Here is a 23,532-nt window from a genome sequence, read left to right on the forward strand (position 1 = left end):
GCACTACTGTGACGCGTACTTTCACTCCCAAGGCTGGCGAGATCCAGCGTGACTGGCTGGTCATCGACGCCACCGACGTCGTTCTCGGCCGCCTCGCCTCGCACGCCGCCGCGCTCCTGCGCGGCAAGCACAAGGCGAGCTTCGCCAACCACCTCGACTCCGGCGACTTCGTCATCATCGTCAACGCCGACAAGGTCGCCCTCACCGGCAACAAGCGCGAGCAGAAGATGGCCTACCGTCACTCGGGTTACCCGGGCGGCCTGAAGGCCGTTCCCTACACCGAGCTTCTCGAGAAGAACCCGGTGCGCGCGGTGGAGAAGGCCGTCCGCGGCATGCTCCCCAAGAACAGCCTCGGCCGTGCCCAGCTGTCCAAGCTCAAGGTGTACACCGGTGCCGAGCACCCGCACGCCGCGCAGCAGCCCAAGACGTACACCTTCGACCAGGTCGCCCAGTAAGCGCCGCACACATTAAGGACAGACTCGTGGCGAAGATCTCCGACTCCATCGATCCCATCAACACCGACTCCAACTTCTCGACCGAGACCCCGGTCGACACCACCGCTGCCGCCGTCGAGCGCCCCGTGCTCTCGGTCCCCGGCTCGGCCGTGGGCCGCCGCAAGCAGGCCATCGCCCGCGTGCGCCTCGTCCCGGGCTCGGGCACCATCACGGTCAACGGCCGCACGTTCGAGGACTACTTCCCGAACAAGCTCCACCAGCAGCTGATCACCGACCCCTTCACGGTGCTGAACCTCACCGGCGCGTACGACGTCATCGTCCGCATCTCGGGTGGTGGCCCCTCGGGTCAGGCCGGCGCGCTGCGCCTCGGCATCGCTCGTGCGCTGAACGAGATCGACGCCGAGAACAACCGCCCGACCCTGAAGAAGGCCGGCTTCCTCTCGCGCGACGCCCGCGTCATCGAGCGCAAGAAGGCCGGTCTGAAGAAGGCCCGCAAGGCTCCGCAGTACTCCAAGCGCTGATCGCGGAAAGCTCCACCCGTATGCCGCTCTTTGGCACGGATGGGGTGCGGGGGCTGGCTAACGGCCCCCTCACCGCCGATCTCGCGCTCACCCTGGCCCAGGCGACCGCGGTCGTCCTGGGCCAGGGCCGTACCGCCGAGGCGCGTCGCGCCGCGGGCAAGCGGCTCACGGCCGTCGTCGCGCGCGACCCGCGGGTCTCGGGGGAGTTCCTCTCCGCAGCCGTGCAGGCCGGGCTCGCGTCATCCGGGGTCGACGTCTTCGATGCCGGCGTGCTGCCCACGCCTGCCGCGGCGTTCCTCATCGCCGACATCGACGCCGACTTCGGCGTGATGGTCTCGGCGTCGCACAACCCCGCGCCCGACAACGGCATCAAGATCTTCGCCCGCGGCGGCGTGAAGCTGCCCGACGTCGTCGAGCAGCGCATCGAGTCGGCGATGGAGTGGGACAAGCTCCAGCCCACCGGCGCCGGGGTCGGCCGCATCCGCCGGTTCGCCGACGCCGAAGACCGCTACGTCGTGCACCTGCTCGGCTCGCTCGAACACCGGCTCGACGGCATCCACGTCGTGCTCGACTGCGCGCACGGCGCGGCCTCGGGGGTCTCGCCCGAGACGTTCCGCGACGCCGGCGCGCGCGTGACCGTCATCGGCGCCGACCCCGACGGACTGAACATCAACGACGGCGTGGGCTCGACGCACCTGTCGCAGCTGGCCGCGGCCGTCCGTGACGCCGGGGCCGACCTCGGCATCGCCCACGACGGCGACGCCGACCGCTGCCTCGCCGTCGACGCCGACGGCAACGTCATCGACGGCGACCAGATCATGGCCATCCTCGCGGTGGCGATGAAGCAGCGCGGCGCGCTCGCGCGCAACACCCTCGTCGCGACGGTGATGAGCAACCTGGGCCTGCACCGCGCGATGGCCGACCACGGCATCCGCGTGCTCCAGACCGCCGTCGGCGACCGCTACGTGCTCGAGGCGATGAACGAGGGCGGCTACTCTCTCGGCGGAGAGCAGTCGGGCCACGTCATCATGAGCCGCTACGCCACGACCGGCGACGGCCTCCTCACCGGCCTTCAGCTGGTGTCGGAGATGGCCCGGACCGGCAAGTCGCTCGCCGAGCTCGCGTCGATCATGACGGTCTACCCGCAGATCCTCGTGAACGTGAAGGATGTCGACCGCTCGCGTGCCGCGGACGACGAGGGCGTCCAGGCGGCCGTCGCGGCGGCGGCCGCCGAGCTCGGCGACTCGGGCCGGGTGCTCCTTCGCCCGAGCGGAACCGAGCAGCTCGTGCGCGTGATGGTCGAGGCCGCCGACGAGGCGACTGCGCGCCGTCACGCCGAGCAGCTCGCCGACGTCGTGCGGGACCGCCTGGCGCTGTAGCGCGCGCGTCGGCTTACCCGTGTCGCGCGCCGCGCACGCGCGCCGCTTCCCCGCGCCGCGCGCCGCGCGCCGGAGGAGATCGGCACACGTGAGGTCGTGATGCGGCGTGGGGACCTCCGCTGTGCGGATCTCCTCCCGTACGCGCGCAGTCACCCCGTACGCGCGCAGTCAGGAGGTGCAGGGCGCGCGCCGCGCCGGCCGGAACCTGAACGAACGGGCCACTTGTCAAGGGGCGGGCGCGCGGCATCCGCTCTTGCATACGGTGTCCGGATGCCTCAGGACCTCCCCGCCTCGCCCGCTGCCACGACCGAGCCCGCCCCCGACGCCACGAAGCTGCGCCGCGCCATCACCGGCCCCTTGCTGTTCCTCTTCGTGCTCGGCGACGTGCTGGGCGCGGGGATCTACGCGCTCATGGGCGTGCTGGCCGCTGAAGTGGGCGGCGCCACGTGGATTCCCTTGGCCGTCGCGCTCGGACTCGCCCTCCTGACCGCGGGATCGTACGCCGAACTCGTCACCAAGTATCCGCGGGCAGGCGGTTCGGCCTACTTCGCCGAGAAGGCGTACAAGAAGCCGGTGGTGTCGTTCCTCGTCGGATTCAGCATGCTCGCCGCGGGTGTCGTCAGCGTCGCGGGCCTGTCGCTCGCCTTCGCCGGCGACTACCTCTCGGCGTTCGTGCCGATCGCGCCGCCCGTCGCGGCGATCGGGCTCATCGCGGTGCTGGCGCTGGTGAACATGTGGGGCATCCGCGAATCGATGACCGGGAACATCGTCATGACGATCATCGAGGTGTCGGGACTCGCGCTCATCGTCGTCGCCGTCGGCCTCATGCTCGGCGGCGGGGGCGGCGACCTCTCGCGGGTCGGCGAGTTCCCCGCAGGCGTGAACCCAGCGCTCGCGACCCTCGCGGCGGCCATCATCGCGTACTACTCCTTCGTCGGATTCGAGACCTCGGCGAACGTCGCCGAGGAGCTGAAGAACCCCTCCCGGTCGTACCCGATCGCCCTGCTCGGCTCGCTCGCCGTCGCCGGAATCGTGTACGTGCTCGTGGCGATGGCGAGTGCCGCCGCGCTTCCCGCGGACGAGCTCGCCGCGTCATCCGGTCCGCTTCTCGCGGTGTTCGAGGCCACCGGGGTGCCGCTTCCCGCCGTGATCTTCAGCATCATCGCGCTGATCGCCATCGCCAACGGAGCGCTGCTGACCTCGATCATGTCGAGCCGGCTCGCGTACGGTATGGCCGATCGCGGACTCCTGCCCCGCGCGCTCGCCCGTGTGCTGCCCGGCCGGAAGACCCCGTGGGTCGCGATCGTCGCGACGGCGGCGATCGCCGCCGCACTCACGCTCCTCGGCGACCTCGCCACCCTCGCCGAGACCGTGGTGCTGCTGCTGCTCGTCGTGTTCATCTCGACCAACGTGGCCGTGCTGGTGCTGCGGCGCGACCGGGTCGAGCACCGTCACTTCCGGGTCTGGACGTGGGTTCCCGTCGCCGCGGTGCTCTCGTGCATCCTGCTGCTCACGCAGCAGAGCCCGCGGGTGTGGCTGTTCGGCGCCATCGCACTTGCGGTCGGGCTCGTGCTGTACGCGGTGATGCGGGCGATCGGGGCGCGCGCTACGGTCAAGGAGTGACCCGACACACCCCGCATCGGCGCGGAGCACACGCCCTCGCGTTCGCGTGCCTCGCCGCCCTCACCCTCGCCCTGGGCGGCTGCGCCGCCGACGGCATGACCGCAAGCACCACCGGCTCCACCATGGCCGACACGCCGAGCATGTCGGTGGAGGCTTCACCCGAGGCATCCGTCGTCCCCTCGGTCTCGGCGGTCGACATCGCCGCCGGAGACATCGACGAGCCCGTCGAGGTCGCCGTCGCCCCGGGCGCCGACGGGGTTGGGGTGACCTTCCGCGAGATCACCCTGCAGCCCGGTGCCGGCACCGGCGAGCACTGCCACGCCGGCCAGCTGATCGCCGTGGTGAAGGAGGGCGCGCTCACCCACTACGCCCCGACCCACCCCGACGGTGTGCGCGTGTACGAGGCGGGCGAGGCGATCATCGAGGGCGCCGAGTACGTCCACCAGGGCGTCAACGAGGGGGACGTTCCGGTCGTGCTGTGGGTGACCTACGTCATCCCCGAGGGCGAGCCGCTCGCCGAGACCGACCTCGCCAACTGCGGCTGAGCGTCAGGCACCGGCGTCCGCGGGCGTGGCGCTCCACGACAGCGACTCGATGTAGCGCAGCAGCACGCCCTCGCGAAGCGCCCACGGCGAGATCTCGAGCTCGTCGATCTTCAGCATCGACATGGCCGTGTCGAGCACGACAGCGGCGGCGACGATCTGGAACGTGCGGTCGGCGGTGATGCCGGGAAGCTCCTGACGCGCGCTCGCGGGAATGCGGGCGAGCCGCGGGATCCACGACGCCAGTGCGGCGCGGGGGAGCAGCATCCGTTCGCTCCCCGTCCAGCCGGGGGCGGGGTATCCGGCGAGCTTCGCCAGCGACCGGATCGCCTTCGACGACCCCACCACGTGGTCGGGCTTGTCGAGGGCGCGGAAGCGGCCGATCACCGGCTCGAGGGTGTCGCGAGCGTGGGCGCGGAGGCGCTCGACGGCGGCCTCGCCGGGCGGGTCGTCGGGCATGAACTGCACCGTCATGCGCCCGGCGCCCAGGGGGACGGATGCCGCGGCTTCGGGCAGTTCGTCGGACCCGGCCGCGATCTCGAGCGAACCGCCGCCGATGTCGAACAGCAGGATCTGCCCGGCCGACCAGCCGAACCAGCGGCGGACCGCGAGGAAGGTGTAGCGCGCCTCGGCTTCGCCGCCGAGCACCTGCAGGGGTTCGCCGAGCGCGGCCTCGAGGCGTGCGATGACCTCGGAGCCGTTCGTCGCCTCGCGGACGGCGGAGGTCGCGGTGGCCAGGAGCTCCTCGACCTTCTCGTCGGCGGCGACCCGGCGTGCCTCGGCGACGGCGTCGACGAGGGCGGTCACGCCCTCCTCGGTGATCGAGCCGTCGGGGGCGAGGTAGCGCGTGAGGCGCAGCACGGTGCGGCGACTGGTCGTGCCCAGGGGGCGACCCCCGGGTTGGACGTCGGCGACGAGCAGGTGAACGGTGTTCGAGCCGATGTCGAGGACTCCGAGGCGCACGGGTTCAGGCTAGCGGGCGGGTGACCGGCGGGTCGCCGTCCGCAACTCCTGCAGAATCGGCGCGCAGGCGTCGGAGAGTGCCGTTTTCGGCGGTGCCGGGACGGTTCTGCAGGAGTTCGGGACGGGCGGCGCGGCGCAACTCCTCAGAATCGGGGCCGCAGCGCCCCGGATCGCCGCTTTCGCGGGGGTCGGGGCCGAGATCGGAGGAGTTGTGACGGCGCGGGGCGGCTGCCGCGGGGTCGCGCGGCCCGGGGTGGTTACGATGAGCGCCATGTCCGTCGACGAAGCGACCACCGACCTGGCCCTCTCGCTGTACCAGGAGATCGCGCGCGACGACTGGGCGCGCATGGCCTCGGGCATCCCGCAGCCGCTCACCGAGACCGAGGTCGTGCAGCTGCGCGGGCTCGGCGACCGGCTCGACATGGCCGAAGTCGCCGAGGTCTACCTGCCGCTGTCGCGGCTGCTGTCGCTGTACGCCCAGGCCACGAAGCGTCTCGGCGCCGAGACGAGCGCGTTCCTCGGCGAGGCCGACACCACCACGCCCTTCGTCATCGGTGTCGCGGGGTCGGTCGCGGTCGGCAAGTCGACGATCGCGCGCCTTTTGCGCGAGCTCGTCAGCCGGTGGCCCGGCACACCGCGCGTGGAGCTCGTCACCACCGACGGGTTCCTCTACCCCAACGCCGAACTGGAGCGGCGGGGGCTGATGGCCCGGAAGGGCTTCCCCGAGTCCTACGACCGCCGCGCGCTCGTGAAGTTCCTCACCGAGGTCAAGAGCGGGGCGGTCGAGGCGCGCGCGCCGTTCTACTCGCACGTCAAGTACGACATCGTCCCCGACGCGCACGTGACGGTCCGCCGCCCCGACGTGGTGATCGTCGAGGGACTGAACGTGCTGCAACCACCGCCGGCCCCGAATGACGTGGCCGTCAGCGACCTGTTCGACTTCTCCATCTACGTCGACGCCGACACCGCCGACATCGAGTCGTGGTTCGTCGGGCGCTTCCTCGCCCTCCGGCATGCCGCCTTCAGCGACCCGAACTCGTTCTTCCGCGTCTTCGCCGAGCTGAGCGACGACGAGGCCGTGACCACGGCGCTCGGCTACTGGAACGACATCAACCTGCCGAACCTCGAGGCCAACGTGCTGCCCACCCGGCACCGCGCGACGCTCGTCCTTCGCAAGTCCGCCTCCCACGCCGTGGAGAGCGTGCTGCTGCGCAAGCTCTGATCAGCGCTTCCGCGCGCCGAGGCGCGGGTTCGCGCCGAAGAAGCGCGCGAGCAGCAGCCCCATGCCGACGGCGCCGACCGCGAATGCGATGCGCTCCGACCTCCACCGCGTGCCTCGGTGCAGCCACGCGCCGAGCGCGAGGTTCGACATGCCCCAGGCGACGTTCACCACGGGCGACGACAGCCCCTGCCCCGGCGGGTCGGCGAACGGGGTCGGGAAGCGCTGCCCGCGCAGCCCGCTCACGGTATGCGGGACGCCGTTGACCAGCGCCGCTCCGCTCAGGGCCAGTCGCATCATTCCACCGAGACTCATCGTCGCTCCCCACGTCGCCCGTCGTGCGGCCGAGCCTAGGAAGGGCGCCCGCGTCGCGGAAGGGGTTGCGCAGGGGAGGGAATCGGCGCACGGGAGGACCGGCCGGGCCGTGGCATCCTCTCCTGTGTCGATCTCCTCCCGTGTGCCGCTGAGGTGGCGGGTGCCGCTGGAGAGACAAGCGAATGGATGCCGCGGGCCGGCCCGCCACGCGCGCGACGCCCGCCCGCCCGACCCACCGCGCCACGCGCGCGGCGCCGGCGCGGGGCAGGCGCTCAGCCGCGCACACTTACGATGTAACCCATGTGTGGAATCGTCGGATACGTGGGCCCTCGCCAGAGCCAGGCCATCCTTCTTTCGGGCCTGGCCCGTCTCGAGTACCGCGGATACGACTCCGCCGGCATCGCCGTCATCGACGGCGAGGGCGATCTGGGGATGCGCAAGCGCGCGGGCAAGCTCGGCATCCTCCGCGACGACCTGAAGAGCCACCCCCTCGCCGACGGCACCACCGGCATCGGGCACACCCGCTGGGCGACCCACGGCGGACCCACCGACGACAACGCCCACCCGCACCTGGCCGATGACGACCGGCTCGCCCTCATCCACAACGGCATCATCGAGAACTACGCCGAGCTGAAGTCCGAGCTCCTCGCCGAGGGCTTCACCTTCCGGAGCGAAACCGACACCGAGGTCGCCGCTGTGCTCCTCGGCCGCGCGTACCGCGCCCGCGGGGGCGACCTGGTCGCCGCGTTCCGCGACGTCGCCGCACGGCTGGAGGGCGCCTTCACCCTCCTCGCGATGCACCGCGACCAGCCGGGCCTCGTCGTGGGCGCGCGCCGCAACTCCCCGCTCGTCATCGGACTCGGCGAGGGCGAGAACTTCCTCGCCTCCGATGTCGCCGCGTTCGTGGAGCACACCCGCGACGCCCTCGCGATCGGTCAGGACGAGATCGTCGCCATCACCCCCGAGGGCGTCGAGGTCACCGACTTCGACGGCAACGCGGTCGAGGTCGAGCGGTTCGCAGTGACCTGGGACGCTTCGGCCGCCGACAAGGGCGGCTGGTCGTCGTTCATGGCCAAGGAGGTCTCCGAGGAGCCCGAGGCTGTCGCGAACACGCTGCGTGGTCGCATCCGTGACGGTGTCGTCAGCATCCCCGAACTCGACGGACTCGACGACCTCTTCAGCGGCATCTCGCGCATCATCGTCATCGCCTGCGGCACCGCCGCGTATGCCGGGATGACGGGGAAGTACGCCCTCGAGCAGTGGGCGCGGGTGCCGGTCGACGTCGAGCTTGCGCACGAGTTCCGCTACCGCGACCCGGTGCTCAGCCCCGACACCCTGGTCGTCTCGATCAGCCAGTCGGGGGAGACCATGGACACCCTGATGGCGGTGAAGTACGCCCGCGAGCAGGGTGCGAAGACCGTGTCGATCTGCAACACGCAGGGCGCGACGATCCCGCGCGAGTCGGACGCGATCGTCTACACCCACGCCGGCCCCGAGGTCGCCGTCGCGTCGACGAAGGCGTTCGTCGCGCAGATCACCGCGCTCTACCTGCTGGCGCTGCACATCGCCGGGCTCCGCGGCACGCTCAGCGCCGACGAGATCGCGGTGCAGGCGCGCGAGCTCGAGGCCGTGCCGGAGAAGATCGCGCACATCCTCGCCACCGAGCAGGAGCGCATCGAGCAGCTCGCGCACTGGATGGGCGACACCCGGTCGGTGCTCTTCCTCGGCCGGCACGTGGGCTACCCCATCGCCCTCGAGGGTGCCCTGAAGCTCAAGGAGATCTCGTACATCCACGCCGAGGGCTTCGCCGCCGGTGAGCTCAAGCACGGCCCGATCGCGCTCATCGAGCCGGGGCAGCCGGTGTTCGTCATCGTGCCCTCGCCGCGCGGATCGGCGGTGCTGCACCCCAAGGTCGTCTCGAACATCGAGGAGATCAAGGCGCGCGGCGCGCGCGTGATCGCGATCGCCGAGGAGGGGGATGTCGCGGTGCTGCCCTCCGCTGACGAGGTGCTGCGCATCCCGCTCGCGGGGCCGCTCTTCGAGCCGCTCCTCGCCGTCGTGCCGCTGCACATCTTCGCGATGGGCCTCGCCACGGCGAAGGGCCTCGACGTCGACCAGCCGCGCAACCTCGCCAAGTCGGTCACCGTGGAGTAGCGGGCAGCGCCGCTCGGCGCCCGCCGCTTTCCCCAACTCCTGCAGAATCGGCCGCGCGGGCGTGATTCCGCCGCCTGGAGCCGCCCGGCCGCGATTCTGCAGGAGTTGAGGACACGAGCGCAGGGCCCCGCCCCCGCGCTCACCGCGGCGCCGCCGCGATAGGGTGACAGCCGCGGGAGAGGAGGTGCGCATGATCGCCGGCATCGGCGTCGACCTGGTCGACATCTCCCGCTTCGAAGTCACCCTCGACCGCACCCCGCGGCTGCTCGAGCGCCTCTTCTCGCCGGCCGAGCGGGCGCTGAAGCCCCGCTCGCTCGCCGCGCGGTACGCCGCGAAGGAAGCCCTCATCAAAGCGCTCGGGGGCTCGGACGGCGTCTACTGGACCGACATCGAGGTGTGGAACGAATCGTCCGGCCGCCCCCAGTTCACCCTCTCGGGCAGCACCGCCGACGTCATCGTCGACCGCGGGATCACCGCGGTGCACCTGTCAATGTCGCACGACGCAGGTTTCGCAGTGGCATACGTGATCCTCGAGATGAACCAAGGAGATGCCGGATGACACGACTCCCCGCCGGCACGATGCGTGAGGCCGTCATCGACGTCGGCGCGATCGCCGACAACGTCCGCCACTTCCGCCGCCTCACCGGCTCCGAGGTCATCGCCGTCGTCAAGGCCGACGGGTACGGGCACGGGGCGGTCCGCGCCGCGACCGCCGCCCTCGAGGGCGGCGCGACCCGACTCGGCGTCGCCGACATCACCGAGGCGCTCGCCCTCCGCCGCGCGGGCATCCGCTCCCCGATCATGGCGTGGCTGCACGCGCCGGGCGCGTCGTTCGCCGAGGCCGCGGCCCAGGGCATCGAGCTCGGCATCTCCACCCTCGACCAGCTGCAGGCCGCCGCCGCGGCGGCGTCGGGCGAGCGCTCGGTCGCGGTGCACCTGAAGGTCGAGACGGGCCTGTCGCGCAACGGCCTCACCCCCGCCGACGCCCGCGTCGCCTTCGCTGAGGCCGCCCGCCTGGAGCGGATCGGCAAGCTGCGAGTCATCGGCATCTTCAGCCACCTGTCCAACGCGTCCCCCGATGACGACCGGGCCGCGCTCGGTCGGTTCGAAGAGGCACTCCGTGCCGCGGCATCCGTCGGTCTCGCCCCGCCCCTTCGGCACCTGGCGGCGACCCACGCGGCCCTCGCCCTGCCCGAAACCCGCCTCGGGTGCGTGCGCATCGGGATCGGCATCTACGGACTGTCGCCCTTCGCCGACCGCGGCTCGGCCGAGCTCGGCCTCCGCCCCGCGATGACCCTCCGTGCGGCCGTCGCGAACGTGCGGCGCGTGCCCGCCGGCACGGGGGTGTCGTACGGCTACGACTACCGCACACCGCGCGAGACGACGCTCGCCCTGGTGCCGCTCGGCTACGCCGACGGCGTGCCGCGGCAGGCATCGGGGAAGGGGCCCGTGTCCATCGCGGGCCGCCGGTTCACCGTCGCCGGACGCATCGCGATGGACCAGTTCGTCGTCGATGTCGGCGATGCCCCCGTCGCGATCGGCGACGAGGTCGTGCTCTTCGGCGATCCGACCCTCGGCGCCCCCGCCGCCGACGAGTGGGCCGCGGCCGCCGACACCATCAACTACGAGATCGTCACGCGCATCGGTGCGCGCGTGCCACGCCGGCAGGTGGACGGATGACCGGGCTCGACCCCCTCCTCGGTCGCCGCGAGGTCGCCTCGTCGGCCGAGATGGAAGCGCTCGGCGAGGAGATGGGACGGATGCTGCGGCCCGGCGACCTGGTCGTCCTCACCGGTGCGCTGGGGGCGGGCAAGACCACGCTCACACGGGGGATCGGCCGAGGGCTCGGGGTGCGCGGGCCCGTGCAGAGTCCGACGTTCGTGCTGGCACGCACGCATCCCTCGCTCGTCGGCGGTGCTCCACTCGTACACGTCGACGCGTACCGGCTCGGCTCGGCGCTGGAGCTCGACGACCTCGACCTCGACGTCGAGCGGTCGGTCGTCGTCGTGGAGTGGGGGCGGGGGATGGTCGAGGGCCTCCGCGACAGCTGGTGGGAGGTCGAGCTCGAGCGCGAGCTCGGCGGACGCGGCGCCGACACGATGTGCGGCGGGCCTTCGCGCGCCGTGGAAGAGCTCGACGCCGACGCCCCGCGCGTCGTGACGGTCACACGGCGACCCTGAGGTCGCGCGCGGCGGCGCGCCCAGTTGGCGCAGGAGCACCCCCACGCTCTGTTGCGCGTTCGCGCGGCAGCATCCGTCCTTCTTCGCGCGGAGATCTGCGCAACATCGGTCGGATGCCGCTTATGCGACCGTGGCACGGAGGATCGCCGTGGTGGGAGCGGGGCGCGGCGCGGCGCACGGAGGGGTAGTCCGGGGATCGCATGGCGGGTTTCGTCGCCCGTGTCGCGGAGATCTGCGCAACATCGGTCGGATGTCGCTGAGGCGACCGTGGCGCGGAGGATCGCCGTGGTGGGAGCGGGGCGCGTGGGTACCCGGCGGAAGGGGAGCCGTCGTGGAGGCCGAGCCCCGGCGGCGCAGCCGCTCAGCGCGCGCCCGCGACTCAGTCCCCGAAGAACGCGTTCGCGCGGCGGGTGTAGAGCAGGATCAGGCCGATGATCGCGGGGAGGGCGGAGAAGAAGCCCGTCCAGAACGTCTCGGCGCCGCCGATGATGAGCAGCACGGCGCTGACGATGTTCAGCACGAACACGATGGTGACGACGAGGCGTGCGCCGGGGCTGCCGCGCAGCAGCCCGATGCTCACCGCGATGACGATGACGCCCAGCAGGATCGTGAGGATCGCGATCAGCACGAGGTTCAGCAGCGGTCCCTGACCGAGCGCGCCGCTGATCAGGATCAGCGCGCCGCCGAGGATGTTGAAGAATCCCGAGATCCACGCGAGCACCGCGACGATCGTGACGCCGAGGGGACGAGACGCGGCCATGGCCTTCTCCTTCGCAGTTGCACACCGCTGCTGCCCACACCGTAGCGCCCCGCCCCGACCGGCGCCACGGCCCGCCGCGACTACCCTGGAGACGTGATTCTCGGCATCGACACCTCCCTCGGCACCGCCGTCGCGGTGATCGAACCCGACGGTGTCGTCGCGGCTACCGCCGACAGCCCGAACCCGCTCGGGCACGCCGAGGCGATCGGGGATCTTCTCGCCCAGGTGCTCGACCCGGCCGTCGCGATCACGCACGTCGCCGTGGGCATGGGCCCGGGTCCTTTCACGGGGCTCCGCGTCGGCATCGCCGCCGCCCGCGCGTTCGCGCTCGGCCGCGGCATCCCGGTCCTCCCGGTACCGAGCCACGACGCCGCCGCGCTCGGACTGCTCCTGGCCGACACCGTCGCCGGAGCCGATGACACCGCACCCTTCGCCGTGGTCACCGACGCGCGCCGGCGGGAGTTCGCGTACTCCGTTTTCGAGGGGACGGATGACGACGGCCTGCCGATCCGCACGACCGGCCCCGCCCTCGCCCCCCGCGACGAGCTCGACGACCGTCTCGCCGCGCTCGGCGCGGCCCGCCGCGATGTGAGCGCGGTGCCGGCGGCGATGGTCGCGCTCGCGGCATCCCGGGCCCTGGCGGCGGGGCGCACGCTCGCGACATCCGAGCCCCTCTATCTGCGCTCGCCCGACGTGACCCTCCCCGGGGCGCCGAAGAAGGTGACCGCGTGAGCCTCCGCCCCGCGAGCGTCGACGACCTCGGCGCGATCATGGTGCTCGAGCGCGCCGCCTTCGGCGGCGACGCCTGGTCGGACGACGTCATGCGCGCAGAGCTCGCCTCGCCTCACACCTGGTACGTCGCCGCCGAGGACGAGGGTCTCCTGGTCGGGTACGCGGGCCTGCGGGCACCGGCGGGATCGAGGGATGCCGACGTGCAGACCATCGCCCTCGACGAGTCGGTGCGCGGGCGTGGCCTCGGGCGCGAGATCTTCCGGGCGCTGCTCGACGAGGCCCGCCGGCGCGGAGTGAGCGAGGTCTTCCTCGACGTGCGCGCCGACAACGAGCCCGCGCAGCGGCTGTACACCTCGGAGGGGTTCGAGCCGATCGGGCGTCGGCCCAACTACTACCCGGGCGAGGGAGTCGACGCGATCGTGATGCGGCTGCGGCTCGCCGCGGCGCGGGAAGGAGGCGCCGCGTGAACCGGCACGAGCCCCTCGTCCTCGGCATCGAGACGAGCTGCGACGAGACGGGGATCGGCATCGTCCGCGGGCGCACCCTGCTGTCGAACACCATCGCGAGCAGCATGGACGAGCACGCCCGCTATGGCGGGGTCGTCCCCGAGGTCGCAGCCCGCGCCCACCTCGAGGCGCTTCAGCCGGCGATCGAGGCGGCGCTCGCCGAGGCCGGCGTGAGCCTCGGCGAGCTCGACGCGGTCGCGGTGACATCCGGTCCGGGGCTCGCCGGGGCGCTCATGGTCGGGATCGGCGCGGCGAAGGGTCTCGCCGTCTCGCTCGGCAAGCCGCTCTACGCCGTCAATCACCTCGTGGGGCACATCGCCGCCGACATCCTCGACTCGGGAGCGGCGCAGGACGCCGGTCCCCTCGAATACCCGACCGTCGCGCTGCTCGTCAGCGGCGGGCACACCTCTCTTCTGCTGGTGCGCGACCTCACGAGCGACGTCGAACTGCTCGGCGAGACCGTCGACGACGCCGCCGGCGAGGCTTTCGACAAGGTCGCACGGGTGCTCGGGCTGCCCTACCCCGGGGGTCCGGAGATCGATCACGCCGCGGCATCCGGAAATCCCGCGGCGATCCCGTTCCCGCGCGGGCTCTCGCGGGCCTCCGACATGGCGGCGCACCGCTATGACTTCTCCTTCTCGGGGCTCAAGACCGCCGTCGCCCGATTCGTCGAGGCGAATCCCGAGATGCTGGCGGATGACGCCGGACGCGCCGACATCGCCGCATCGTTCCGTGAAGCGGTCGTCGACGTGCTGGTGACGAAGGCCCTCAACGCCTGCCGCGATCACGGGGTGCCGCGCCTGCTCCTCGGCGGCGGAGTGATCGCCAACCGGCGTCTGCGCGAGGTCGCGCTCGAGCGCGCGGCCGCGGCGGGGGTGGCGGTGCGCATTCCGCCCTTCTCGCTCTGCACCGACAACGGGGCGATGATCGCCGCGCTCGCCGCCGAGCTGATCGCCTCGGGCGCGGAGCCGTCGACCCTCGCGTTCGGGGCGGACTCGACGCTGCCGGTGACGGAGATCCAGGTGGCGGTGCCGGAAGCAGGCCCCGAAAGCGCGCGGTCATGACCACCCCCGAGCCCTCCGCGCCGGGCACCCCCCGCATCGAGCCGCCGACCGACGACGTCGCCCCGGTCGGCGAGGAGTCGGTGCTCCCCGGACACCACCGCGGCGGCTTCCACCGACCGCCGACCGCGCCGGTCGACGTCGCGGTGACAGCCACCGGCCCGAGCCCCGACCCCGAACCCCTCGTCCTGTGGGCGCCCCGGGAGGACCCGCCGCCGCGCGCCGCTCTTGCCGCGTGGGGGCTTTTCTTCTCGGTGGTCGGGCTTGTGGTGTCGCTCTTCGTCGGCTGGGGGTTCCTCCTCGGGCTCGTCGGCGTGGTGACCGGCATCGTGGCGCTCTTCCGCCCCCTCGAGAGCCGCCGCATGGCCGGATGGGCGATCGCCCTCGGCATCCTCTCCCTCGTCTACAGCGCCGGGTGGCTGTGGTTCGCGGCGACGCAGGCGGAGATCTTCGCCTGACTCGGGGTGCCGACTTAGGCGGAGGCGGCCGGCAGCCGGTCGGCGAGGATCGCCATCCGCGCGCCGGCGACCCGCGTCAGGATCAGCGTCGCCTCGCCGTCACCCCGGAGCTTGAGCTTCGTGCGGAGCGCCGCGGGGTCGACATCCACGCCCCGCTTCTTGATCTCCAGGCGTCCGATCCCGCGCTCGCGCAGGGCCGCACCGAGCTTCCGGATGTCGGTGGGCAGCGTCTCACGCACCCGGAACGTCGCGACGAACGGGCTCGTGAGCTCGGTGTCGGAGGTGAGGTAGGCGACGCGGTCGGCAAGCATGCCGGCGCCGAGCGCCCGGGCGACTTCGCCGATGAGGCGGGCGCGAATGACAGCGCCATCGGGCTCGTGGATGTACGCGCCGAGCGGCCGCACCGGCTCGTCGGGGCAGTCATCGGGCGCCGTGAGCTCCACCGCCGAGGTGCCCCGGAGCACGAGCGCCGCCCGCCGCACCCCCTCCCGCGCGAGCGCGCCCGACCACAGCACCAGTTCGATCGTCGACCCGTCAGCGCTCACCCACTGCGCCTCGACGTCGTCAGGAATGAGGTCGCGGTCCATGCCCGGCCCGAGCTTCACGCCGGCGGGGTGGCGAGAGGCGAGGTCGAACACCCAGTCGAGCGGCGGCGACCACTCGGAGGAGGCTGTGCGGGTCGTGTCGCCGTGCCCGGCCGTGCGGCGGGCGGGGTCGAGCCAGAAGGCATCCGGGTTTCCCAGGGCCGGGAGATCGGATGCCGCGGCCTCCGCCGTCGCATGACGCACCGTCACCAGGTCGCCGAACGGTGCGAGGTTGTAGGCGGCGATCGCGGCGGTGACCTCGTCGGCGTCGACGGCGGCCACCCGGAGGCCGAGGGCGGCGAAGCCCATCGCATCGCCGCCGATCCCGCAGCCGAGGTCGGCGACCGAGGTCATGCCCGCGGCGCGGAAGCGGTGTGCGTGATGCGCGGCGACCGACAGGCGCGTGGCCTGCTCCAGGCCCGCGCGGGTGAAGAGCATGCCCGTGGCGAAGTCGCCGAATTTCGCCTCCGCCTTCTGCCGGAGCCGCGCCTGACCGACGACGGCCGACACGAGGTCGGGGGAGTGACCGGCCTTCCGGAGCCGGGTGACCGCGGCCGCGACATCCGCCGTCGTCTCGACCGGATCCGTGGCGTCGAGAAGCCGCAGTCCCTCGGGGGTGAGAAGGGCGGTCAGCTCGGCCGTGTCCACTCCGCAAGCCTAGGCGGGGCCCCGCACCGAACCCCCTATTCCCCAATCGGACCCCTAGGGGGATCCCGAAAGGCTCCGGGGTGATCCCGGATGCCGGAGTCTTGACCTCGGGCGGACACTGAGGGGGCAAGGCCGCAGAGGTTTTACGAAAGGGACGGACTCATGGCAGTCGACAACAACGGCAATAGCGGGTTCATCATCAACGACAGCTTGCTTGTCGACGACTCGGTGAACGACTCGGGCAACGGCAACAGCCTCGCCTCGGGGAACTCCGCATTCTCGGGCAACACCGCGTTCTCCGACAACACCTACACCGACAACTCGGTCGTCGACGGCTCGACGAACAACTCGGACAACACCGACGTGGCCGTCGATGTCGCGATCGGCTCCGGCAACACGTCGACCGTGGATGACTCGGACAACTCGTGGAACGACTACTCGGACAACAACTCGCACAACGACTACGAGGACTCGAACAACGACTACACGGACTCGTTCAACGACTACACGCTGATCGACCGCTCGGTCGCCGTCGGCGTCCGTCAGTACAACACGAACGTCAACAACAACTACGACTTCGGCGGCGCAGCGGCCGGTGGCGCGGCGGCGGCAGCCGGCGGCGGGCACTTCTCGCTGGACAACCGCACGACGGTCGTGGACCAGTCGGTGAACCAGAACATCGAGGCCGACGGCCCCGTGTTCCAGGCGTTCGGGCAGTCGGCGAACGTCGCCTCGGGTGACGGCTCGGTCGCCGCCGGTGACGACGCCATCGTCGACAACTCGCAGACCGCCATCAGCATCGGCGACATCTCGGCGTTCAACACCACGTACGACGTCGCGATCACCGACTCCTTCAACGAGGAGTGGAACTTCGAGTCGAACAACTACAGCATCGACATCGACGACTCCGGCAACTCGTGGACCGAGACCAACGAGCTCAACGTGGGCATCGACGGCTCCTTCAACGACTACGCCAGCTGGACGGAGACGAACGACGTCAGCTTCGAGAACAGCGGCAACATCGGTTCGCCGTTCGGCATCGCCGGCAACGAGCTCGACTTCTGAGTCGAACCGTCTCGCCGAGACAGCCACCCGTGCCCGGTCACCCCTTCGGGGGTGACCGGGCACGGTGCATTTTCGGGCGTCGCGCAGGAGCTGCGGCACCCGAAATCGGCCGGAGGGGGCTCACCACGGGCCCAGCCCCCGAAACCCCCTTCGGACCCCTAGGGGGATCCCGAAACGCTCCGGGGTGATCCCGGATGCCGGGGAGGGGCCGGCCGACCACACTGAGATAAGCAAGGCCGCAGAGGTTTCATGAAAGGGACGGGCACATGGCTTTCGACAACAACCTGAACGAGGGCGTCATCGTCAATGACAGCGCCCTTCTGGACGACTCGGTGAACGACTCGTTCAACGACAACAAGGCGTTCTCCGACAACAAGCTCGCGTCGGACAACACCATCGGGTCGGGCAACTCCTACACCGACGAGTCCTTCACCGACGAGTCCACCAACGACTCGAACAACACCGCCGTCGACGTCGACGTCGACTTCTTGTCGAACAACACGAGCACCGTCGACAGCTCCGACAACTCGACGAACGACTACTCGGACAACGACTCGTTTAACGACTACGACGAGTCGTTCAACAACTACGACAACTCGTTCAACGACATCACGGTCGTCGACCGCTCCGTGAACGTGGGCATGCGCCAGTACAACACCAACGTCGGCAACGACTACAACTTCGCCGGTGCTGCCGGCGGCGGTGGCCTGGCGGCGGCGAAGCTCGCCGGTGGCGGCGCGGGCGGACACTTCTCGGTGGACAACCGCACCACGGTCGTCGACCAGTCGGTGAACCAGAACATCGAGTCCGAGGGCGGGGTCGCTCAGATCTTCGGTCAGAGCGCCAACGTCGCCTCCGGTGACAGCTCGGTCGCCGCCGGTGGCGACGCCTGGGTCGACAACTCGCAGACGGCCATCAGCGTCGGCGACGTGTCGATCGGGAACGAGTGGTACAGCTTCTCGGCCGACAACTCGTTCAACACGGACGTCAGCTACACCGAGAACAACTACAGCATCGACATCGACGACTCGTTCAACTCCTTCGAGCAGAACAACTCGATCGACGTGGACGTCTTCGACTCGTTCAACGACGACTTCAGCTACACGGAGAACAACAGCGTCGACTGGGAGAACAGCGGCAACTTCTTCTCCCCGGGCGGCATCGCCGGCAACGACGTCGATCTGTGATCTGAGGCGTTCGCACTGAGATACCATCCTTGCCCGGCCACCCCCTCGGGGGCGGCCGGGCAAGGTGCATTTGCCGGGTGCCCTCGCGGGTTCTCGGGTGAGCGGGTTTGGCGTAGCGTGTGTCGAGGGGACGCACGACCGAGGGGGAGAGTACGTGGCGGATAACGCAGCCGGGCAGCAGGGACGCGCAGTCGAGGCCTCAGGGCCGTCGCCGACGGAAGCCGGACAGAAGCTGGTTCCACTGGTCGACAGCGTCGGGGGCCTCGCCGTCGCATCGGGACGCGTCGACCTCGCCGATCGCCTCAACCACACCCGGGAGCGGCTCCTCGACCCGAACGTCCGCGTCATCGTCGTGGGCGAGTTCAAGAAGGGCAAGAGCAAGCTCATCAACGCCCTCGTGAACGCGCCCATCTGCCCGGTGGACGACGACGTCGCCACCAGCGTCCCGACGGCGGTCGGCTACTCCGAGACGCCGCAGGCGTGGGTCGTGCAGGCGAAGAAGGGCGACCAGCCCGGCGAGATCGAGAAGATCCCGATTCCCCTCGAGGGCCTCGCGGAGTACGTCTCCGAGAAGGGCAATCCGCAGAACGAGCGGCAGATCCTCAGCGCCGAGGTGATGCTGCCCCGCGAGCTCCTCAAGGGCGGCCTCCGCCTCGTCGACTCCCCGGGCGTCGGCGGGCTCGACTCCACCAACGCCCTGACGACTCTGGCAGCCCTCTCGACCGCCCACGCGGTGCTGCTCGTGTCGGACGCCTCGCAGGAGTACACCGAGCCGGAGGTCCAGTTCCTCAAGCATGCGATGCGCGTGTCGCCGAACGTCGCCGCGGTGATCTCCAAGACCGACCTCTACCCCCAGTGGCGCGACATCGAGCAGATCGATCGCGGCCACCTCGGCGACGTCGGGGATGTGCCGGTCTTCTCCGTCTCGAGCGACCTCCGCCTCCTCGCCGCCGAGCTGCAGGACCGGGAGCTCAATGACGAGTCCGGCTTCCCGAAGCTGGTGTCGCACCTGCGCCGCGATGTCCTCGGCCGGGCCGAGGACATCCATGCCCGCTCCGCTGTCCACGACCTCATCTCCGTCGTCGACCAGATGCAGATGTCGCTCAGCACGGAGCTGAACGCGATCCTCCACCCGGAGGATACCCCGCGCATGATCGCGCAGCTCGAGGACGCCAAGGCCCGCGCGGAGGAGTTCCGCGGCCGGTCGTCCCGCTGGCAGACGGCGCTCAGCGACGGCGTCGCCGACCTCATCTCCGACATGGAGCACGACCTCCGCGACCGCCTCCGGCGCGTGCAGCGCGAGGCGGAGAGCGCCATCGACGAGGGCGACCCCGGGCCGATCTGGGACCAGTTCACCGAATGGCTCGACCAGCGCGTCTCCGCTGCCGTGTCGGAGACGTTCGTCTGGACCGATGAGCGCTCCCGCTGGCTCTGCGAGGAGGTCGCCGATCTCTTCATGGAGGGCGAGACCGAGATCCCCATGGTCTACGTCGCCGACACCAACGGCCTTCTCGACCCCATCGATTCGATCGCCGGCCTCGACTCCGGGCAGATGGGCGCCGCCGAGAAGATCTTCATCGGGGTGCGCGGCTCCTACGGCGGTGTGCTCATGGTGGGGCTGGCGACGGGACTCATCGGCCTGTCGCTCATCAACCCCCTCTCGCTCCTCGCGGGCGTGCTCGTGGGCCGCCGCGCCTACCGCGAGGACATGGGGAACCGCCTCTCGCGTCGCCGCTTCGAGGCCAAGAACATCGTCCGCCGGCACATCGACGAGGTCACCTTCCAGGTCGGCAAGCAGCTTCGCGACCGCCTGCGGCTCGTCCAGCGCGCCGCGCGCGACCACTTCGGCGCCATCGCGGACGAGCTCCACCGCTCCCTCTCCGAGGCGGTCCTCGCCGCGAAGCAGGCCGCCGGGTCGTTCTCGGCGAACCAGGACGACCGTGTGAAGCAGCTGCAGCAGCAGATCGCCCAGATCGAGGCGCTGCGCGCCAAGATCCCCGTCCTGCCGGCGGTCAAGCAGATGGAGGCCGCGCGACGGTGAAGGGCACGGTGCGCGATCAGGCCGCAGATCTGGTGCAGGCGGCGCTGGACGCCTATGAGGGGGACGACGAGGCGCGGGTGGCGCTGGAGGACCTCGATCGGCGCCTGCGGGAGCCGCTGCGGCTCGCCATCGCCGGAATGGTGAAGGCGGGGAAGTCGACGCTTCTGAACGCCATGCTCGGCGAGAGGCTGGCGCCCACCGACGCCGGTGAGTGCACGCGCGTCGTCACCTGGTACCGGTACTCGACGACGCCCACCATCACCCTGCACCCGCACGAGGGACCGCCCCGGCGGATGCCGATCCGCCGGGAGGGCGGGCGTCTCATCCTCGAGCTCGACGGGATCGCGCCCGAAGAGGTGGCATGGATCGACGTGGGGTGGCCCTCGAGCGGGCTCCGCTCGATGATCCTGATCGACACCCCGGGCATCGCCTCGCTCTCCGTGGACGTCTCCGCGCGGTCGACGGCGTTCCTGGTGCCGGAGGCGAAGCCTTCGTCCGCCGACGCGATCATCTACCTCATGCGTCACCTGCACGCGTCGGACCTGAAGTTCCTGGAGTCCTTCCGCGACACGGCGGTCGGGATGTCGGAGACCGTCAACGCGGTGTCGGTCCTCTCCCGTGCGGACGAGATCGGGTCGGGCCGCATCGACTCCATGCTCTCGGCCAACAAGGTGGCCAAGCGCTACGAGCTCGACGGCGAGCTGGCCTCCCTCTCCCTCGGTGTCGTCCCCGTCGCGGGCCTCCTGGCCGAGAGCGCCCGCACCCTCCGGGAGGACGAGTACGCCGCCTTCCGCGAGCTCGCCGCGCTCCCGCGGAACGACCGGGAGAAGCTCATGATCTCGGCCGACCGCTTCGCGCGGCCGAGCGACGCGACGACCCTCAGCGAGAAGCAGCGGAAGGACCTCCTCGGCCGCTTCGGCATCTTCGGCGTGCGGCTCGCGACGGCCCTCATCCGCGGCGGGGCCGCGACATCCACCGAGCTCTCCGAGCAGCTCGTGCAGCAGAGCGGAATGAACGAGCTCCAGCAGTTCGTGCGCGAGCAGTTCCGCACGCGCGGGGCCGACCTGAAGGTCCGCGGCGTCCTCGACGGCCTGGAGCAGGTCCTGCGGGAGCATCCGCGCGAGGGCACGCGCGAGATCCTCGGCGGCATCGAGCGGATCCGTGCGACTGCCCACACGCTCCGGGAGCTGTCGCTGCTGTCGCAGGCGCGCGCCTCCGGGCTCCCGCTGCGGTCGACCGACGCCACGCTCGCCGAGCGGATCATCGGCGGGGAGGGCACGGCTCCCACGGCCCGCCTGGGGCTCGAGGAGGACGCCGACGAGGCGCTCATCCAGGAGGAGGCGGACTCGCAGCTGGCCTACTGGCGGTCGCTGAGTCAGTCGCCGCTCACCGAGCGCGCCGCGGTGGAGGTCTGCCGCGTCGTCATCCGCAGCCTCGAGCAGATCGCCTCAGAGGATGTCGGGAGCGCTGCCGGCCGGGCGGACGTCGACCTTGCGGGCGGTCCAGCGGAGGGCGTTGGGGAAGGTGCTGAAGAGCAGTCCGAGGATGGCGAGGCCGCCCTGGGCGATGAAGAGCTGCTCGAGCATGGCGCCGTAGTCGCCGGTCCCGACAAACTCTAGGCCGAGCAGGTACGTCACGACGAGCAAGATGAGCGTGCCGAGCTGCCACCAGCGGATGTTGCGCTTGCGTCCCGAGAACGACACCAGCAGTGTGATCTGGACGAGCAGGATTCCCACCATGAGGCCGAACAGCGACCAGTAGAGGATGTCGGCACCGGCATCGTACGTCTCGTCGCTGCGGTCGGCGACGACGCCACGGATGACGTCGGCGATCAGGGGCAGCTGGTCCTCGCGGATGACGAAGTAGAAGACGATCGCCACGGCTCCGACGGCGAAGCTCAGCACCCAGAGGAACTGGCTCATCCGCACTGTGAACGGGGGCGGCGCCTTGGCGACGACGGGCGCCACATGGGCGCTGGCGAGACCGGGACGTTCGGGCGCCTCCCGCCGTGGCCCGGTGGCCGGCGGAGGCATGGTGCCGCGACGGGGGCCGGTCGGCGGCGGGGCCGATGTCGGCGACGCGGGCGGCCGGGGCGGCATCGCGGCCGGGCCGTTGCCCATCGGGCGGCTGGGCTGAGCGGAGCGCACGTGGTCGGCAGGGATCCGCGCCGGCTCGATCCGACCCAGTGTCGCGCGTCCCTCGGGCTCACCGCGCCGAGCGGCGGGATTCGGCTGCGGGGTGGACGGAGGCCGCTGGGCCTGCCGACGCTGCTCGGCGGCCGCGTGCTGCGCGAGAAGATCGTTTACGAAAGAATCCTCAGCCGCGTGCCGGCTTGGGGCATCGGCACGCGGCTGAGGAGGTCTCTGTTCGTCGGTCACAGAAGAACCTTACGGCGGGGAAGGATCAGTACTGCTCTTCCTCGTTGTAGACGACCGCCTCGTCGGAGGCGATGTTCCCGCTGTTGTCGTACTCGTAGGAGGTGTCCTCCTCGACGATCGCGACGTCGTTGAAGGAGTCGTCGACCACGACGTCCGTGTTCGTCTCCGTCGTGGTGTCGTTGAACGACCCCTCGGCGTCGACGTCGACGTTGGTCTCCGTCTCGGTGGTCTCCTCGTTGAACGAGCCGTCGATGTCGACGTTCGTCTCCTCGTTGCCGATGGCGATGTCGCCGGTCTCGACGTCGGTCGTGGAGTTGTCGACCGTCGCGTCGTCGCCCGCCGCGACCGAGCCGTCACCGCTGGCGATGTTGGCTTCCTGGTCGAAGATCTGGTTGACGTCGCCGTTCGCCCAGATGTTCTGGTTGACCGACTGGTCGACGACCGTCGCCCGGTTGTCGATGTTCCAGCTCTGGGTGATGTTCCAGATCTCCTTCTCCACCGGAGGCTTCGGAGGTCCGGGAGGGCCCGGGTGCGGCGGTGCGGGCTTCGGGTGGACGTCGGGACGGTCCACGATGATCGGAGCCACGGCGCGGACATCCTCCGCGGTGCATCCGCTCAGGCCGGCGCTGGCGAGCGCGCCCTCGGGATCGGCGTCGTACTCCGCGGCGGCCGCGGGGTCATTCAGCAGGCTGAGAATGAATTCGATCAATGCGTCGGCGATTGTCGCCAGCGGTGTAGTCATCAGTTGGCTCCTGTCTCTT

23 protein-coding genes are annotated in these 23,532 nt (G+C 70.8%); 18 read left to right on the forward strand and 5 right to left on the reverse strand.

The genetic code is table 11. The features are described 5' to 3' along the window. Positions 1–8 precede the first annotated feature (8 nt). From rplM to MA875_RS15675, 5 genes are all read left to right on the forward strand, one after another. Positions 9–455, forward strand: a complete 447-nt coding sequence (gene rplM / locus MA875_RS15655; RefSeq protein ID WP_248243183.1) for a 50S ribosomal protein L13 — start codon at positions 9–11, stop codon at positions 453–455. Between the two features lie 26 nt (positions 456–481). Next, a complete protein-coding gene (gene rpsI, locus MA875_RS15660; RefSeq protein WP_248243184.1) occupies positions 482–976 on the forward strand; it encodes a 30S ribosomal protein S9 in 495 nt (164 codons plus the stop codon). A 20-nt stretch (positions 977–996) separates the two neighbouring features. Beyond that, positions 997–2,355, forward strand: a complete 1,359-nt coding sequence (gene glmM, locus MA875_RS15665) for a phosphoglucosamine mutase (protein ID WP_248243185.1) — start codon at positions 997–999, stop codon at positions 2,353–2,355. 270 nt (positions 2,356–2,625) lie between these two features. After that, complete coding sequence (locus MA875_RS15670; RefSeq protein ID WP_248243186.1) at positions 2,626–3,978, forward strand: APC family permease; 1,353 nt, start codon at positions 2,626–2,628, stop codon at positions 3,976–3,978. Beyond that, positions 3,975–4,523: a cupin domain-containing protein gene (locus MA875_RS15675; RefSeq protein ID WP_248243187.1), complete on the forward strand. Its 549-nt coding sequence runs from the start codon at positions 3,975–3,977 to the stop codon at positions 4,521–4,523. The genes MA875_RS15670 and MA875_RS15675 overlap by 4 nt, the downstream gene beginning before the upstream one ends. A 3-nt stretch (positions 4,524–4,526) precedes the next feature. Here MA875_RS15675 and MA875_RS15680 read toward each other — a convergent pair whose 3' ends face one another. Beyond that, a complete protein-coding gene (locus tag MA875_RS15680; protein WP_248243188.1) occupies positions 4,527–5,483 on the reverse strand; it encodes a Ppx/GppA phosphatase family protein in 957 nt (318 codons plus the stop codon). 271 nt (positions 5,484–5,754) lie between these two features. Here MA875_RS15680 and coaA point away from each other — a divergent pair, with 271 nt between their 5' ends. Beyond that, positions 5,755–6,705, forward strand: a complete 951-nt coding sequence (coaA, locus tag MA875_RS15685) for a type I pantothenate kinase (RefSeq protein ID WP_248243238.1) — start codon at positions 5,755–5,757, stop codon at positions 6,703–6,705. Here the strand turns inward: coaA and MA875_RS15690 are convergent, their stop codons facing one another. Next, complete coding sequence (locus MA875_RS15690; protein ID WP_248243189.1) at positions 6,706–7,017, reverse strand: hypothetical protein; 312 nt, start codon at positions 7,015–7,017, stop codon at positions 6,706–6,708. Positions 7,018–7,317: 300 nt separating this feature from the next. On the opposite strand from MA875_RS15690, the gene glmS reads away from it, so the two are divergent. The 4 genes from glmS to tsaE all read left to right on the forward strand — a co-directional run bounded on the left by glmS (position 7,318) and on the right by tsaE (position 11,351). Next, on the forward strand, positions 7,318–9,171 hold the full coding sequence (gene glmS / locus MA875_RS15695; RefSeq protein WP_248243190.1) for a glutamine--fructose-6-phosphate transaminase (isomerizing): 1,854 nt from the start codon (positions 7,318–7,320) through the stop codon (positions 9,169–9,171). Positions 9,172–9,361: 190 nt separating this feature from the next. Next, on the forward strand, positions 9,362–9,730 hold the full coding sequence (locus MA875_RS15700) for a holo-ACP synthase (protein WP_248243191.1): 369 nt from the start codon (positions 9,362–9,364) through the stop codon (positions 9,728–9,730). Continuing rightward, positions 9,727–10,851 (forward strand): alanine racemase, encoded by a 1,125-nt coding sequence (alr, locus tag MA875_RS15705; protein ID WP_248243192.1) that lies wholly within the window; start codon positions 9,727–9,729, stop codon positions 10,849–10,851. Before MA875_RS15700 ends, alr begins: the two co-directional genes overlap by 4 nt. After that, a complete protein-coding gene (gene tsaE, locus MA875_RS15710; RefSeq protein WP_248243193.1) occupies positions 10,848–11,351 on the forward strand; it encodes a tRNA (adenosine(37)-N6)-threonylcarbamoyltransferase complex ATPase subunit type 1 TsaE in 504 nt (167 codons plus the stop codon). The genes alr and tsaE overlap by 4 nt, the downstream gene beginning before the upstream one ends. 379 nt (positions 11,352–11,730) lie before the next feature. On the opposite strand, the gene MA875_RS15715 is transcribed toward tsaE, so the two are convergent. After that, positions 11,731–12,111 carry a hypothetical protein gene (locus MA875_RS15715; protein WP_248243194.1) on the reverse strand — a complete coding sequence of 127 codons (381 nt, stop codon included), beginning with the start codon at positions 12,109–12,111 and terminating at the stop codon, positions 11,731–11,733. A 93-nt stretch (positions 12,112–12,204) separates the two neighbouring features. Here MA875_RS15715 and tsaB point away from each other — a divergent pair, with 93 nt between their 5' ends. From tsaB to MA875_RS15735, 4 genes are read left to right on the forward strand one after another with little or no spacing between them, the layout of a single operon-like run. Then, positions 12,205–12,843, forward strand: a complete 639-nt coding sequence (gene tsaB, locus MA875_RS15720) for a tRNA (adenosine(37)-N6)-threonylcarbamoyltransferase complex dimerization subunit type 1 TsaB (protein ID WP_248243195.1) — start codon at positions 12,205–12,207, stop codon at positions 12,841–12,843. Then, positions 12,840–13,310 carry a ribosomal protein S18-alanine N-acetyltransferase gene (gene rimI, locus MA875_RS15725; RefSeq protein WP_248243196.1) on the forward strand — a complete coding sequence of 157 codons (471 nt, stop codon included), beginning with the start codon at positions 12,840–12,842 and terminating at the stop codon, positions 13,308–13,310. The genes tsaB and rimI overlap by 4 nt, the downstream gene beginning before the upstream one ends. Then, complete coding sequence (gene tsaD / locus MA875_RS15730; protein WP_248243197.1) at positions 13,307–14,413, forward strand: tRNA (adenosine(37)-N6)-threonylcarbamoyltransferase complex transferase subunit TsaD; 1,107 nt, start codon at positions 13,307–13,309, stop codon at positions 14,411–14,413. The genes rimI and tsaD overlap by 4 nt, the downstream gene beginning before the upstream one ends. Continuing rightward, a complete protein-coding gene (locus tag MA875_RS15735; RefSeq protein ID WP_248243198.1) occupies positions 14,410–14,868 on the forward strand; it encodes a hypothetical protein in 459 nt (152 codons plus the stop codon). The genes tsaD and MA875_RS15735 overlap by 4 nt, the downstream gene beginning before the upstream one ends. A gap of 14 nt (positions 14,869–14,882) precedes the next feature. On the opposite strand, the gene MA875_RS15740 is transcribed toward MA875_RS15735, so the two are convergent. Next, positions 14,883–16,100, reverse strand: a complete 1,218-nt coding sequence (locus MA875_RS15740; protein WP_248243199.1) for a class I SAM-dependent methyltransferase — start codon at positions 16,098–16,100, stop codon at positions 14,883–14,885. A 162-nt stretch (positions 16,101–16,262) separates the two neighbouring features. Here MA875_RS15740 and MA875_RS15745 point away from each other — a divergent pair, with 162 nt between their 5' ends. The 4 genes from MA875_RS15745 (at position 16,263) to MA875_RS15760 (ending at position 22,012) form a co-directional block, all read left to right on the forward strand. Next, positions 16,263–17,165 carry a hypothetical protein gene (locus MA875_RS15745; RefSeq protein ID WP_248243200.1) on the forward strand — a complete coding sequence of 301 codons (903 nt, stop codon included), beginning with the start codon at positions 16,263–16,265 and terminating at the stop codon, positions 17,163–17,165. A 266-nt stretch (positions 17,166–17,431) separates the two neighbouring features. Next, positions 17,432–18,352, forward strand: coding sequence for a hypothetical protein (locus MA875_RS15750; RefSeq protein ID WP_248243201.1), 921 nt, complete (start codon positions 17,432–17,434; stop codon positions 18,350–18,352). A gap of 154 nt (positions 18,353–18,506) precedes the next feature. Continuing rightward, a complete protein-coding gene (locus tag MA875_RS15755) occupies positions 18,507–20,393 on the forward strand; it encodes a dynamin family protein (RefSeq protein ID WP_248243202.1) in 1,887 nt (628 codons plus the stop codon). Beyond that, positions 20,390–22,012: a dynamin family protein gene (locus MA875_RS15760; RefSeq protein ID WP_248243203.1), complete on the forward strand. Its 1,623-nt coding sequence runs from the start codon at positions 20,390–20,392 to the stop codon at positions 22,010–22,012. Before MA875_RS15755 ends, MA875_RS15760 begins: the two co-directional genes overlap by 4 nt. Positions 22,013–22,796: 784 nt before the next feature. Here MA875_RS15760 and MA875_RS15765 read toward each other — a convergent pair. Then, positions 22,797–23,513, reverse strand: a complete 717-nt coding sequence (locus MA875_RS15765) for an IniB N-terminal domain-containing protein (RefSeq protein ID WP_248243204.1) — start codon at positions 23,511–23,513, stop codon at positions 22,797–22,799. Between the last annotated feature and the right edge of the window lie 19 nt (positions 23,514–23,532).

Origin of the sequence: Microbacterium kunmingense (assembly GCF_023155745.1) — a bacterium.
Taxonomy (GTDB): domain Bacteria; phylum Actinomycetota; class Actinomycetes; order Actinomycetales; family Microbacteriaceae; genus Microbacterium; species Microbacterium kunmingense.

What these genes read in the sequence shown, in the direction of transcription:
- glmM (WP_248243185.1), top strand. Translation starts at nt 997, where the DNA reads ATGCCGCTCTTTGGCACGGATGGGGTGCGGGGGCTGGCTAACGGCCCC.
- MA875_RS15670 (WP_248243186.1), top strand. Translation starts at nt 2,626, where the DNA reads ATGCCTCAGGACCTCCCCGCCTCGCCCGCTGCCACGACCGAGCCCGCC.
- coaA (WP_248243238.1), top strand. Translation starts at nt 5,755, where the DNA reads ATGTCCGTCGACGAAGCGACCACCGACCTGGCCCTCTCGCTGTACCAG.
- MA875_RS15690 (WP_248243189.1), bottom strand. Translation starts at nt 7,017, where the DNA reads ATGAGTCTCGGTGGAATGATGCGACTGGCCCTGAGCGGAGCGGCGCTG.
- glmS (WP_248243190.1), top strand. Translation starts at nt 7,318, where the DNA reads ATGTGTGGAATCGTCGGATACGTGGGCCCTCGCCAGAGCCAGGCCATC.
- MA875_RS15700 (WP_248243191.1), top strand. Translation starts at nt 9,362, where the DNA reads ATGATCGCCGGCATCGGCGTCGACCTGGTCGACATCTCCCGCTTCGAA.
- alr (WP_248243192.1), top strand. Translation starts at nt 9,727, where the DNA reads ATGACACGACTCCCCGCCGGCACGATGCGTGAGGCCGTCATCGACGTC.
- tsaE (WP_248243193.1), top strand. Translation starts at nt 10,848, where the DNA reads ATGACCGGGCTCGACCCCCTCCTCGGTCGCCGCGAGGTCGCCTCGTCG.
- MA875_RS15715 (WP_248243194.1), bottom strand. Translation starts at nt 12,111, where the DNA reads ATGGCCGCGTCTCGTCCCCTCGGCGTCACGATCGTCGCGGTGCTCGCG.
- MA875_RS15735 (WP_248243198.1), top strand. Translation starts at nt 14,410, where the DNA reads ATGACCACCCCCGAGCCCTCCGCGCCGGGCACCCCCCGCATCGAGCCG.
- MA875_RS15745 (WP_248243200.1), top strand. Translation starts at nt 16,263, where the DNA reads ATGGCAGTCGACAACAACGGCAATAGCGGGTTCATCATCAACGACAGC.
- MA875_RS15750 (WP_248243201.1), top strand. Translation starts at nt 17,432, where the DNA reads ATGGCTTTCGACAACAACCTGAACGAGGGCGTCATCGTCAATGACAGC.
- MA875_RS15765 (WP_248243204.1), bottom strand. Translation starts at nt 23,513, where the DNA reads ATGACTACACCGCTGGCGACAATCGCCGACGCATTGATCGAATTCATT.